The 14,344-nt window shown below is 33.9% G+C and carries 12 protein-coding genes and 2 other annotated features; all 12 genes read right to left on the bottom strand.

Translation table 11 applies throughout. From position 1 onward, the window contains the following. Window positions 1–88: 88 nt before the first annotated feature. The gene (locus AC0OM3_RS15115) at window positions 89–745 is read right to left on the bottom strand and encodes a YkyA family protein (protein WP_000873567.1); all 657 of its coding nucleotides are present in this window, start codon (window positions 743–745) and stop codon (window positions 89–91) included. A 14-nt stretch (window positions 746–759) separates the two neighbouring features. Then, window positions 760–1,581, bottom strand: a complete 822-nt coding sequence (locus tag AC0OM3_RS15120; protein ID WP_000409482.1) for a peptidoglycan-N-acetylglucosamine deacetylase — start codon at window positions 1,579–1,581, stop codon at window positions 760–762. 101 nt (window positions 1,582–1,682) lie between these two features. Further along, window positions 1,683–3,041, bottom strand: coding sequence for a sensor histidine kinase (locus AC0OM3_RS15125; protein ID WP_002181652.1), 1,359 nt, complete (start codon window positions 3,039–3,041; stop codon window positions 1,683–1,685). Beyond that, window positions 3,038–3,727 (bottom strand): response regulator transcription factor, encoded by a 690-nt coding sequence (locus AC0OM3_RS15130; RefSeq protein WP_000036070.1) that lies wholly within the window; start codon window positions 3,725–3,727, stop codon window positions 3,038–3,040. The genes AC0OM3_RS15125 and AC0OM3_RS15130 overlap by 4 nt, the downstream gene beginning before the upstream one ends. 12 nt (window positions 3,728–3,739) lie before the next feature. After that, window positions 3,740–4,987 carry a hypothetical protein gene (locus tag AC0OM3_RS15135; protein ID WP_474212272.1) on the bottom strand — a complete coding sequence of 416 codons (1,248 nt, stop codon included), beginning with the start codon at window positions 4,985–4,987 and terminating at the stop codon, window positions 3,740–3,742. Window positions 4,988–5,151: 164 nt separating this feature from the next. Further along, on the bottom strand, window positions 5,152–6,153 hold the full coding sequence (locus AC0OM3_RS15140) for an LCP family protein (RefSeq protein ID WP_002163948.1): 1,002 nt from the start codon (window positions 6,151–6,153) through the stop codon (window positions 5,152–5,154). Between the two features lie 320 nt (window positions 6,154–6,473). Further along, a complete protein-coding gene (locus AC0OM3_RS15145) occupies window positions 6,474–8,777 on the bottom strand; it encodes a glycoside hydrolase (protein WP_474212274.1) in 2,304 nt (767 codons plus the stop codon). A 207-nt stretch (window positions 8,778–8,984) separates the two neighbouring features. After that, on the bottom strand, window positions 8,985–9,194 hold the full coding sequence (locus tag AC0OM3_RS15150; protein WP_001031483.1) for a DUF6366 family protein: 210 nt from the start codon (window positions 9,192–9,194) through the stop codon (window positions 8,985–8,987). Window positions 9,195–9,326: 132 nt separating this feature from the next. After that, complete coding sequence (thrB, locus tag AC0OM3_RS15155) at window positions 9,327–10,220, bottom strand: homoserine kinase (RefSeq protein ID WP_151522704.1); 894 nt, start codon at window positions 10,218–10,220, stop codon at window positions 9,327–9,329. After that, on the bottom strand, window positions 10,217–11,275 hold the full coding sequence (gene thrC, locus AC0OM3_RS15160) for a threonine synthase (protein ID WP_474212276.1): 1,059 nt from the start codon (window positions 11,273–11,275) through the stop codon (window positions 10,217–10,219). Before thrC ends, thrB begins: the two co-directional genes overlap by 4 nt. After that, a complete protein-coding gene (locus AC0OM3_RS15165) occupies window positions 11,268–12,563 on the bottom strand; it encodes a homoserine dehydrogenase (RefSeq protein ID WP_001066901.1) in 1,296 nt (431 codons plus the stop codon). Before AC0OM3_RS15165 ends, thrC begins: the two co-directional genes overlap by 8 nt. A 151-nt stretch (window positions 12,564–12,714) precedes the next feature. Continuing rightward, window positions 12,715–12,946 (bottom strand) — a binding site (T-box leader). A 114-nt stretch (window positions 12,947–13,060) separates the two neighbouring features. Then, window positions 13,061–13,292, bottom strand: a binding site (T-box leader). 383 nt (window positions 13,293–13,675) lie between these two features. Beyond that, window positions 13,676–14,314: a pyridoxamine 5'-phosphate oxidase family protein gene (locus tag AC0OM3_RS15170; protein WP_000402131.1), complete on the bottom strand. Its 639-nt coding sequence runs from the start codon at window positions 14,312–14,314 to the stop codon at window positions 13,676–13,678. Window positions 14,315–14,344 lie beyond the last annotated feature (30 nt).

Consider the following 14,344-nt stretch of genomic DNA (forward strand, 5'->3'; position numbering starts at 1 on the left):
AGTCTTTTCTATTCATTTAACGTAAAAAAACCGAAAAAACATTTATAACGATGTTTCTCCGGCTTTTTATTACACTTTAGATTCTTCTTTATTTCTGATCTTTAATCTTAATTTCTGCACCTTTGTAGAATGCTAATTTACTGTCATTATACTCTTTTGTAAATTTGTTAAACTGCTCTTTCGACTTTTGTGTTTCCACATTTAATTCATTAACAGTTTTAACTCTTTCACCGATTTCTTTTAATTTCGTTTCTTTTACTTTTAATTTTTCATACAGTTCTTTTTCAGTCGCTAACACTTTCGTGTAATTTTCATTCATTTTTTGGAATGCATCATAACGATTCTTATACGACTCTTCTACTGCTTTTGCTTGTTTTTGTAACTTCTTATCTTCAATCTTCTCTATATTACTTTGAACAGATTTCGTTTCCTTCTGTGCTTTTTCTAGCATTTCTTTCTCACTTTTTAATACTTTTTCACGATCATCTACATTTGCAGTAGCTTGCTCTATTTTCTTCACAACTGCTTCATTATGATCTTTACCTTCTTGCAAAATTTGAGCATATAATTCTTGTCCTTGTTTCTCTAACTGCTCTAATTTTTTTGCTTCATCCACTAAAGATTTTTCTTGTGTTGCTGCTGTTTCAAAAGCTGTATATAGATTTTCTTCTGGCTTTTCACCGAAACAACCTGTTAAAAGTCCTACTGATAATGCTCCAACTACTGCTACTTTTCCATACTTCAACGTTCATTCCTCCATTACATACGGTTATCATGCCAAAAGTTCACTGGGAAGTGACTCTCTTCATGATAAGCTTCAAACTCATAACCTTTTTCTTTTAGTCCCTTTAAAATTGCTGGCACAGCAGCAACTGATTGCGGGTGAATATCATGCATTAAAATAACTTCTTGTGGTTTTGTTGCATTTGTTAATACGTTTTGAGCAATTTGTGCTGCAGCTGCATCAACTGGCATTTTATTGTATTTCCAATCTAATGAATCAATTGTCCAATCCCATACTTTAAATCCGCCTTCTACCACTTTATTTCGAAGACCTTCATTCAATCCAGGCATCGAACCATACGGAGGACGTGTTAATTTAGGTGATTTCCCAATAATATTAGCGATTAAACCTTGATCTTCTTTCATCTCATTTACATACTCGCCATTTTTATATAACTTTGCGAAATTATGTGTCATACTATGCATGCCTACATAATGACCCTCAGCATTTTCACGTTTCACTAAATCAGGAAATTCTTTTACATTTGCTCCAATTAAAAAGAACGTTGCCTTCGCATCATGTTGTTTTAGCGTATTTAATAATTCGGCCGTATATTTCCCTGGCCCATCGTCAAATGTAAGATAAGCAACTTTTCTTTCTTTTCCATTAAAACGACTTGGTGCCGTTTTATTCATTTCAACTTTCGGCTGTTCACTTGCAAGCTGCACTACATTTTCTTGTTTCGCAACAGCTTTTGCTGGTGAAGTAATTGATTGAAACATGTAATACCCAATAGCTACTGCGGCAATCGCTATTAAAACGACTACTATTTGTTTAATTTTTAAAGCTTTTTCCATTCTATCGAATTCCTCTCCCTATTAATCTTATATATAAATCGCCCAATATAATTATACATCTATTTATTTTTATTTCACTATATAAATAGATTTTATTTGTATTATAATGGGAGTTTTATCAAAATTGTTGTTCCTATTCCTTCTTTGCTTGTAACACTAAACGCACCGCCATGAAGCTCTACCATTTTTTTAACGATAGCTAAACCAATACCTGCACCTGCAGCATGATTATTAATTTGGTAAAATGATTGCTCAATATATGGTAAATGTTCTTTAGCAATTCCAATCCCTTCGTCTCTTACCTTAATCACTGCTTGTCCTTCTATTTTAGTCGCTTCAATGTGTATTGTACTTTTTTTATGTGAATACTTAATTGCATTTTGAACAATATTCAAGAAAACTTGCTTTAGCCTATTTCGATCTCCCATCAATTCAATTCGGTCTATAGTAGTAATAAATTGAATTTCCTTCTCTTCCGATTTAGGAGTTAATTGCCAAATCGTCTCCTCTAGTATATCGTACAATTGAACCTTTTGTTTATATAAATTAAAATGATTTGATTGTAATCTTGAAAAATCTAGCAATTCTTCTACTAAATGAATCAATCTATCTGTCTCACCTGAAATAATGCCCATACCTTGCTTTATTTCTTCTTCTGTTAAATGATCTACTGTTTTTAACGTCTCACTCCAACCTTTAATTCCTGTTAAAGGCGTTCGTATTTCGTGCGAAATAGAAGCAATGAATTCATTTTTCATCTGCTCAGCCTTATCTATTTTATAGGCCATATAATTTAAACTATGTGCCAAGTCACCTAATTCTCCAGGATAATCTTCTTTAATTTTTTGCTTTAATGTGCCTTCTGCAATTTGTGAAGAGGCCTGAATAATAGATTCAATTGGCTCAACAAATGAATTTGCCAAACGTCTACTAATTAAGAAGACGACTCCCGAAATAACAATACCTACAGAAATAGTAAACGTAATAATTTCAATAATCTTTTTATTTACATTTGTTAAAACAGTCGTATATTTTAAAACACCAATAGTTTGTCCTTGATGTATAAGTGGACTTAGCACCTCTAGTTGTTTTTTATTACCTTTCATAGTAACTTGGTTATACATTTCACCTTCTAATAATGATTGCGGAATATTCACTTTACCTTCTACCTTTTCACCACTTGAAGATTGTATAACCGAGCCATGACGATCAATTAACTGTAATTCTGTTCCTTCTAATTGAAAGCTACTAATTATGTCACCACTATATTCTTGTAATCGAATAAAGTATAGTGAATTGTATTCTGAAAAAAAACGTGTACTCGTTTTTGCATGAGACTCTATATATTGCACAATACCATTATAATAGTATCGATAAATTGAGACTGAAAATACAACTTCAAATAATACAAGCATAAGTGTAATGACCGTCATAAAATATAAAGTCACTTTCCGTTTCATCTTATACTTTCCTTCCACACATATCCTTTTCCCCACACCGTAAGAATAAATTCAGGTTCTGATGGATTACATTCTATCTTTTGACGTAACCGTCTCATATTTACATCTACTACTTTCGTCTCACCTACGTAATTGGTTCCCCAAATCATATTTAAAATTTCATCACGCGAAACTGGCTTTGAAGCCTGATTCATTAAATACTGTAATATCATATACTCTGTAGGTGTTAAATCGACTAATTGTCCATCTTTATACAATCTTTCTTCTATAATATTTAACGAAAATGGACCTGACGTAACAATATTCGTTTTTTCTTCATGTACTTCTATTCTTCTTAATAAAGACTGTATACGTGCAGTTAATACTACTGGACTAAACGGTTTTGCAATATAATCATCTGCACCTATTCCTAGTCCTTGCACCTTATCTTCATCTTGTACACGTGCGGTTAACATAATAATACCCATTTTTTTATTTTCTTTCCTGATAGCCTTACAAACTTCTAAACCATCAATCCCCGGTAACATTACATCCAGCAGTGCTATATCAACAGTTTGTTCACTCAAAATCTGTAACGCTTCTTCTCCAGTAGTAGCTTCTATTACATAAAATCCAGCACGTTTTAAATTTAAAACAATAAAGCTACGGATCGTTAATTCATCTTCTAAAACTAAAATTTTTGACATAATTCCCACCTCCTACTCTTGTTGATAATCCGCTAGCGGTTTTATATATGCTTTCACTTTTTCAAATTCCGATTGCTTCGGTACTGCATATACGTGAGAAGCCGTTTTAATTGCTGCGCTGTAGCCTTTTATATTGAACCATTCTTTCCGCTTAAAAATATGAACTTCAAGCCATATTTTATTTGTTCTTGTATCCAAAAACTTTTGAGAATTTGATTCTTTTTGCTGATCTGGTATTGTAATTTTCCCTATTAACTCTTTAGGAATTTTCACATAATACCCTTTTTCTATATCTATATATCGTTCTTCAATTGGTTTAATTCCAGATTCACTCCACTGTATGTAACGTTCAAAAAGCGGACTATCACCATGTGATTTATCCTCCCAACCTTTTGGACGTACAGTACGAACAAATTCAATAATGCCGTCTTCATTAACATCTTTACTTTCTACAACATATTCATTAAATAAATCTTCTTTCCCACCTATAGGTAATACTTCATAATGATCCTGATCAAATTTTGCTACATAAGTTATACCTGAATGAGCCCCTGTTCCCGCATCGATTACAACTGCCTTTAATGATTTAGAAATACGGCCTATTTGTATTCTTTGAATACTATTTATATACGGATCAAATGTAACCTCTGACAATACCTTAAACTTTTCAATGAACTGAACCTTCAACTGTTCATCTTTCATATACGAAACAAGGCTTATGTCTTTAAAACCATTTTTGTTTAAATCATCTATAAATAACTTTGTATACTTCTGTCTATAAAATTCCTTTATATCGTCACTCTCATTGGAAAAAACATACATTGTGTTTTCTAATAAATCACGATTGGTAGTTATTCCTATCAATAGTTCTCTTTTTCCACTCCCTGTGAAATCTCCTACCTCAACAATATCTACTTCTTCCCCATCAAATGTATAGGTTGACTTCATATTCCATCCATTATTTTTCTTCTCATATACGGCTAAATATATATGATAATCTTCATTAGGTATTTTATATACGATGACAGCTTCTTTTTTATTATCTCGTTCGAAATTCATTGACCATGTCGTCTGTTTATCTCTATTAGACATTGGAGTAAGTAAGCGATAATTAACAGGTAAATCTTTATCAATTTGTTCCTTTAATTCATTAATCCATTTTTCATTTGTAGGAGCTTCCATTAGACTTGTTGGAGCTTCAGACATTTTACATCCAGTCAATATAAAGATAATTCCCATCATGCTTAACCATTTCTGCATATGATATCTTTCCTTACCACAAATTTTGAATATGTCCTTTTACTTTTTTACCTATCCATTATACTCATACATATAAGTATAATTTTTCTAAACTAAAAAATCGTTACAGAAAAGTTACAAATACATTCCAAAAAAAAAGATTGGCAAAAGCCAATCTTTTTTTATTATTCGTTTCGGACTGATTTTGGCGTTACACCTAAATGATCATTTAATTTTTTTGAAATATCTTTTACATTTTTTTCATTTGGAATGTAATAATAAATACCACCGATACGTTTATCTGTACCTTCTATTTGCAATTTTTCCATTTCCAAATTAGATCCTGCCATATTTTTTGTAATGGCAAGCATATCGTCAAATGTTAAGTTCGTTTTCATATTTTTATCAACCGCATCTAGTAAAGAGCCCATTTTGCTAATTGATTGAACAGACATCGCTTTTTTGGCAATTGCTTCTATTACAAGTTGCTGTCTCTGTCCACGCATTGCGTCACTATCAATTTTACGCGTTCTTGCAAGTGCAAGAGCTTGTTCTCCATTTAAATGTTGGTAACCTTTTTCTAAATGGATCATACCAGCTTGGTCTTTACTATCTTGTTCAGTGAAAGTAACTGGTACATCAATATCAATACCACCAATTGAATCGACAATTTGTACGAATGATTCAAAGTTAAACTTCACATAATAATCAACAGGTACATTCAAAAATCTTTCCACCGTATCGCGTGTGCTTTCTACGCCACCAAATACGTGAGCATGAGTAATTTTATCTAATTTTTTTCTAGTTGGAATGTAAACACGTGAATCACGTGGAATACTTACTAGCTTAACAGACTTATCATCTTTATTAATTGTTGCTAATAAAAGTGCATCTGTTCGAACTGCTTCGCCATATTGGCTTTTTCTCATTTCACTTCCATCTACACCCATGATTAATATTGAAATATTATCCTTTAAAGGTTCGACTTCTTTATCACGCTTTGATGACTTATCAATTTTTGCATACGCATCATTTACAACAGCTTTTGCTTTATTATATATAAACGAACCATATCCTACTCCTCCAAAAATAAGTAGGAAAAATGGAATTAATATGAACCATTTTATTGACTTTCTTTTAGAACGCTTTTTATTACTTCTCGTATTTTGTTCTAATTCAGAGCTCATACCCATTCGCCTCTCTTTCTCTTTACCAAGTATAATGTAAGTCTATTTATCTTCATATTGAATTTCCTTTCACTAACCTTACAATTTTGTAAGGTTACTACTTAAACCCAATACGTATTCCATTTCACATTATACTCTCGTACTTATTTTTGGCAAGTCACTATTTACCAATTTCAAAAATTTAGCACTTCGCAACATATAAATTTACAAATTTATTAACTCTTTCATTTTAAATTAGGATGTCTTTTTCTTAACAAACGATATGAATAAAGAATCCAGCTAATTATAAAATCTCTATGAATACAGTATATTTGACGTTATTATTTCTCAAACGGCGTATACACGCTTTTCTTCCCCTGATTATCAATGTAAGCCGACTTTGCTTTTATTTTCGTTTTTTCTACTTCCATGTCTTCATTTGAGAAGTTCACAATGATTTTAATATCTTTTCCATAAGAAACAGATTGTACTAGCTTATCTTCTGACAAATACGCAAAATTCGTCATCTCTTCTTTTACTGCTTTTTCATGAACTTCATTCCAAACTTTTAGATGCTCTGTAATTTCTTTTTTATGCTTATTCCACTCTACTTCATCTAAATGGTACAACGGAGGAACATTATACAATAATTCAGACAGCATTCGATTTCCAACTTCATCTTTTACCTTTAAACTTCCCCATTCCCAATGATGCGTTGTAATAACGGAATCATTGTATACTAATTTATATAATGGTACCGAATATACTGGGTTTAAATATACTTGTTTATATTCTTCTTTCAATGGTACTTGTTTTGCATATTTTTCAGGCACATTTTGATTTGGTGACCAATATCCACCGACATAATACGGACTTGTTTTATTTTTCCGCATATCTTCATCGTCCCATTTAATAACAGGTGTTTCAATTCCATGTGCAAATGCAATCGTACTACTAGCAAAATCATTTCCGCCTTCAGAACCAACGACCATACCCTTTTCTTGCGCAATGTAGTCCATTCGTTTTAAACGTGCTTTTAAATCTTGCTCTTGCGTCGTTATATGTTTCGCTGAATAGTCATCGTAAATTTCACCTGTCGCATCACAATCAATAAACCATGAATTATATTTAGGACTATTTTGTAATATATCATTCATGCGTTCCTTTACACTAGGCAGCGATAAAGTCGGATTTAACTTGCGACCTCTTCCTAAAAAGCCTTGCACCTTTTCTCCGTTTTTCTTCGTTACAGTAGCCTCTTCATATAATGACGGGTCATTAAAGGATGCTGTGTTCCAATTTTTATCACTTTTTTCGTGAATGGAATGATACGAATCATACGGACCAACTAAATACCCCATTTCCTTAGCTTTTGTCACGAAATTAGGTTGCATAAATCCTTGTTCCCAGTTCGGCAGACCAATCCACGCTTTTTCTATTCCTGCCTCTTTCATTTCCTTTAATATATCCGTTCCATCTGCATTACCCCATTTACTTACCTCTTCAACCGCATCACCAAGTAGCGACTTTAATAAATGCTTATTTAAGCTATACAATTCTGTATTCGTTAAGTGACCTACACCTTTCTTTAATAGCACACTAGCTTCCTGATTAACGTTTTGAAAAATATCCTCTTTATAAAATTCCTTCATCGATAATACTTCGTTTATATAACGTAAAATAACATTTTTTTGATACTTATCAATGAAATCTTGTTTACTTACTTGATCCAATACATTCAGTTCCCCAGGCTCGGAACTATTCTTTTGAATAAGTTCTTTTATATGACTAAACAGCGGGCTATTTATTTGCTCCCTTAGTTTTGGCCAATTTATATTATTTTCTAATAAACCATTTTGATTCCAAAAATAAAAATGCGCCGCTCCATATAACTTTTCGATTTCTTTATTTTTTCTAGCCTTTTCTTGTAATGTTTTAAATTCACCTTTTCGAACAATATCATCCTTATACAGTTTAGCAATGCTTACCGCATCATTATTTGTCACATATAATTGAAATCCATATGTTTTATTTTTATTTATGCTCGGAAATTCATGTGTAAAATCAAATCCTATTTTCGGATCCGAATGAAATTTCAATTCATTATTAAACATATTCGTTGCAATATATATAATTGAATATTTCGAACCATTTAATGCGAAAAACTTCATAGAAAATGATTCAGCAAATGAATATGCATCATCCTTTAAAAACTTCTTCCAATTCTCATCATTGCTCGGAATTTGCTTACCCTCCCATAACGGAAGTGTATAATTTTCAGCTTCTACTTTCGGCCATGTAAAGCTTTCTGCACCAGTCGATTCCACTTCAATGTTTAAGTGGTCTTTTTTCTTTTCTAATTTTATTTTTACTTTTTGATCTGGATATTCCCACGATGTACGATCCTTTTCTTTTTTTACATTCGATACCTTCATTTTCGGTAGGGGTTGTGATGCCTGTTCCTTTACCCCCTCATGTTCTACAGTTAATGTGAATGTTTCTGGATTTACATCATAAGTAAAATCTTTATACGTCGCTTTCTTTATTTTAGACTCTTGTACAGCATTACTACCTTTTACGTCACAACCGACTAAAGTCGAAAACGACATAGTTGTAAGAAGACATATCGCTATCATTTTTTTCATCCTCTGCACCTCCACCAATGAATATACAGATGCTTTGTTACAGGAATGTGGCAAAAAATAACAGAGCTAGCATTTTGCTAGCTCTGTTTGGAGTATTAAAAGTTGATATGAACAACTATAATTCGCTTAGAAGATATGTAATACAGTAACTGCATTTTTTCTCAACAATTATGAAACTAAACAAATCAAAATTTTAACAAGCATTCTTCAACTGAAAAAATAAGTGTATACAATGTATCCTAAAAGTAGTACTAAAATGATTATTCCTGTACCTTTCCAATTCATACCGCCTGCTATATCAACTGGACTACCCGTTTCCGCCCTATTGAGTCCGTCACGTAAAGAACCCGTAGGATTACTTTTTAATTCACTTTGTCTCATACGCTCTCTTTTTTCTTCTGGTGACTCTTTATTCATTTAATCACCTCCAAAATGAATGCACTCTTTACTTACATTATTCAAAATCAACATTTGTTTTATATTTTTTCCGAAAAAACCTAATTTAAAATAGGTTTGCAACGTAAAGAAAGCTAGCCATGCCAGCTTTCTTTACGTTCCAATATGCTCTTCCTTATTTACAATAATACCTTTATGGTCGATTTCAAGCTCACATACTTTCATATCTGTAAATACTCTCGCTAATTGCTCAGCGATTTCTTGACGTTTCTCATATGGCGTTAATATAAAAATAGATGGCCCCGCACCGCTAAGTGCTGTGCCGTACGCACCAAATTCTTTTGCGCATTTACGAATAGATGGTAATAATGGTACGAGTTCTAAACGATATGGTTCGTGAAAATGGTCTCTCTCCATCATTTCACCTACAACTTCCCACCGCTTTTGACATAATGCAGCTACTAATACGTTACTTATCGCACTAGCTTTAACTGCCTCATGAAACGGAAACATCTTTGGTAATACAGATCGACTTTCATCTGTATTTAATTCTGCATTCGGAATGAGAGAAATTACACCCAATTCCTTGCTCTCAATTCTTACGACGGAAACATCCTTTCCATCAAGTGCTCCAATTACAGTTCCACCTAATATAGAAGCAGCAACATTATCAGGATGTCCTTCAAAATTTGTAGCAATTTGAACTTTTTGATCAGCAGTTAAGTTCAAATTGCCTAGTTGATTCGCAAGCTCTATCCCGGCTACAATTGCTGATGCACTACTTCCTAGCCCTCTCGTTAATGGGATATTACTAGTAACTTCTATTATATGGGGTGATATAGAAGGACATACTTTACATGCCGTGCTAACGATTAAATTTTTATCGTCTGTCGGAATTGATTCTTCAAAGGAATGGATTACTTGCCATTTATCAGCTTTTTCTTTAACCACCACATCTAAATACAATGACAAAGCTATTCCAACTGAATCAAATCCAGGACCAACATTCGCCGTACTAGCAGAGACACGAACGCTAAATGGTATCACGACATAATCACCCCTTTAATATGATCTTTAATTTGTTCTATATCATTTGACACACTTGCGATGTCTAGTTGATTTGAAGAAATAGCGATATCAGGATCCTTCAAACCATTTCCAGTTAATACTGCAACAACTGTTTCTCCCTTTTTGATTTTTCCAGATTGAACATGTTTAATTACGCCGGCTAATGAAGCATTTGATCCCGGTTCAGCGAAAACTCCTTCAGTTTTTGCCAATAACCTATACGCATGTAAAATTTCTTCATCTGATACCATATCTATTTCACCGTGAGACTGCTCAGCAGCCTCTACTGCGTATGACCAACTTGCCGGGTTACCGATTCGAATCGCTGTTGCAATTGTTTCAGGCTCTTCAATTACATGCCCTTTTACAATTGCAGCTGCTCCTTCCGCTTCAAAGCCATGAATTCTTGGCTTCTTATAACCTTTTTCTTTCTCATATTCACAGAAACCTTTCCAATATGCTGTAATATTTCCTGCGTTCCCAACAGGGATAGCTAGAACATCTGGTGCATTTTGCAATTGGTCACAAATTTCAAATGCTGCCGTTTTTTGCCCTTCAATTCGATAAGGATTTACTGAGTTTACTAACGTAATTGGCTCTTCTGCAGCAATATTTCTTACAGCCTTAAGTGCATCATCGAAATTCCCTTCTATTGAAATGATTTCAGCACCATAGGCAACTGCTTGTGCTAATTTTCCATGTGCAATCTTTCCTTCCGGTATTACGATAATGCATTTCATCCCAAGACGTGCCGCATATGCTGCAGCTGATGCTGATGTATTACCTGTTGATGCACAAATGATTGCTTCTGAACCTTCTTCTTTCGCCTTAGCAACTGCCATGACCATGCCACGATCTTTAAAAGAACCTGTCGGATTCGCTCCTTCGTACTTACCATATAGCTGAATCCCTAATTGTTTTGATATATTTAATAATGGAATAAGTGGTGTGTTTCCTTCCATTAAGCTGACATCAGGTGTATTTTCATTCACCGGTAAATAAGACGCATACTGTTTTAATAGTCCTTTATACATATTGTTTTTCCTCCTCAATAATGTAGTAACTGTTTATTTCACTTGCGACAGCTTCTATCGCTTCTAAAACTCGTTCGAATTGATACTTGGAAGTTCGATGTGTCACAACCACGACTTCTGCCAGTTCACGGTTTAAAGGTAATTGAATAACTTCTTTTAAACTTACAGAATAATTAACGAAACATTCTGTTATTTTCTGTAACATCCCAGGCTCATCTCGTAATGAAATACGTAAGAAATATTTCGAAACTACTTCTTCATCACCTTGTAATTCATAAGGAACTGGTTCTTTTAACGCACTTTTATTTTTCGGAACTTGATTCATATTTTTAACGATTGAAATAATATCACTTACTACAGCAGAACCAGTCGGTAACTTCCCAGCTCCGGGTCCATAAAACATTACTTCTCCTACCGCTTGGCCATGAACATACACCGCATTAAATTCATTATTCACATTTGATAATGGATGCTGGCTCGGTAAAAGCGTCGGTTCTACACTTAAATGAATGGCTGGTCCTTGTTTTTCAGCCTTACCAATTAACTTCATAGTAAATCCTAACTTTTCAGCCATTTGTAAATCTTCTTTTTCGACCTTTCGAATCCCTCTTACTTGCACATCATCTAATGAAACATTCATCGAAAAACCTAAGTTTGCAAGAATTGCTACTTTTCTCGCCGCATCTAGTCCATCTACATCTGCTGTCGGATCCGATTCTGCAAAGCCTAATTTTTGTGCTTCCTGTAAAGCCTCTTCATAAGACCATCCATTTTGACTCATTTTTGTTAACATATAATTTGTTGTACCATTTACAATTCCCATTATTTTTTCAATTTGATCTGAAGCTAATCCATCCGTTAATCCTCTTAACACTGGAATACCGCCCGCTACACTCGCTTCGTAACATAAATCACAATCATTATCGTTCGCCAGTTGAAGAAGCTCTGCACCATATACAGCCATTAAATCTTTATTTGCTGTTACGACATGTTTTTTATTTCGTAAAGCCTTAACAATATGCTGTTTTGCTTCTTCAATTCCGCCCATTACCTCTACTACAATATCAATATTTGAATCATTTAGAACTTCATCTGCATGACTTGTTACTGCAATTCCGTCAATACAAACATCGCGTTCTTTTTCCAAATCACGTACAACGACTGTTTTCACTTTCACTTCGTATCCTGTATCAAGAGCGATTTTTTTATAATGTTCTTTCAAAATATGGACAACACCACTTCCGACCGTACCTAAACCTAATACCCCAACATTTATAACGTTATTCATCTTCTAATCTCCTCCTACAATTTTATTATTTATCTCTATCAATCACCTTACTCTGCTTTTTAATCATGCAGGTGGTGGTTATTTCCGTACGTACAAATCGTTCCATGTTACTGCACCTCCTTTCAAAGTAAAAAAACACACCCATCCCTAGGAAAGGGACGAATGTGTTTTCGTGGTTCCACCCTTGTTCCAATCTAGACGTATTTCTCCCTAGATTGCTCAAGTTCAGATAACGGCTGATACCGCCAATAATTACTAGATTACTCGTTCACTATTGAAGTTCAAAGGTGGTAAAATCATTTCTCGTGTTAGGAAGCTCACACCCTTGGCTTCCCTCTCTGTAAACCGTAAAAATGATTTCGTGTCCTTATCGTTACTTTTTCGTTCATGTTTATTTGTTAACTCATTATACTCGCATAAAAAACAAAATCAATACTATTTTTAATTATTTTAAATTTTCAATCTCTTATACCATAAAAAAACACACTCATCCCTAGGAAAGGGACGAATGTGTTTTCGTGGTTCCACCCTTGTTCCAATCTAGACGTATTTCCTCCTAGATTGCTCAAGTTCAGATAACGGCTGATACCGCCAATAATTACTAGATTACTCGTTCACTATTGAAGTTCAAAGGTGGTAAAATCATTTCTCGTGTTAGGAAGCTCACACCCTTGGCTTCCCTCTCTGTAAACCGTAAAAATGATTTCGTGTCCTTATCATTACTTTTTCGTTCATGTCTATTTGTTAATTTATTATAGTTATCAAATTTTTAAAAAGCAAGCCTATTTTTACTAACTATTTTTAAAATAATTTTTTATTATATTTCACAATAGCATTATGCAACTGCCACTCAATTTACCTATTTTGTCATTTCTCCAGTTTATAAATCAACGGTTCATATATAAAGTGAAACTTTAATCAGTGGGGATTTTGTTCATCCCCACTGATTATTAGCCTTCACCATTCGGGCTTTTACCGGCAGTTGATCCCCACCTAACTTCTTTGCTTTCGCTGAATTTTGAGGTAGGGGTGTTACTGCCCGTTAATGCGGGATAAATTCCCATTCTAAAACCCGTACATACTCACCTTACAAAATTATATCAATAAAATTTTTAATACAATCTTTTTGTATAACTTTCTTCTAAAGAACGTGCAACATCTTCTTCTGAAGCATTCACTTTCGCATGCTCTAACAACATTTTTGCTGCTGAAGGTAACTCTTTTTTATGTAACCAAGATTCTGGATCCCACATCTTAGAACGAATAAACGCTTTTGCACAATGAATGTAACACTCTTCTATTTCAACAACAATTCCAAGCAACGGATTACGTCCATTCGCCTGCATTTCTTTCAAAATTTCTTCGTCGTTTGTAATATACGCTCGGCCATTTATTCTGAGTGTCTCCCCAAGACCTGGAATAAAAAAGATTAGTCCTACACGTGGATTTGAAATAATATTCAAAATGGAGTCTATACGACGATTTCCTGGTCTTTCTGGAATGATAATTTTATTATTATTGAGTACGTATACAAATCCAGGTGCGTCTCCTCTCGGCGAGGCGTCACACTCCCCCAACTTATTTGCAGTAGATAATACTAGAAAAGGAGATTTAGAAAGGAAATCTACACAATGGTGGTCTAATGATGAAATAACTTTTTTCAATGCTCGCTCACTTGGTTTCCCTAATATTTTCCGTAACTCTTCCTCTGTTGAAATAATCGATTTTATTTCCATACGCTCTATCTCCACTTATAATCTCCCCTTTTTCTTTATTTTCCC

Source organism: Bacillus sp. FAU20 (assembly GCF_056033865.1).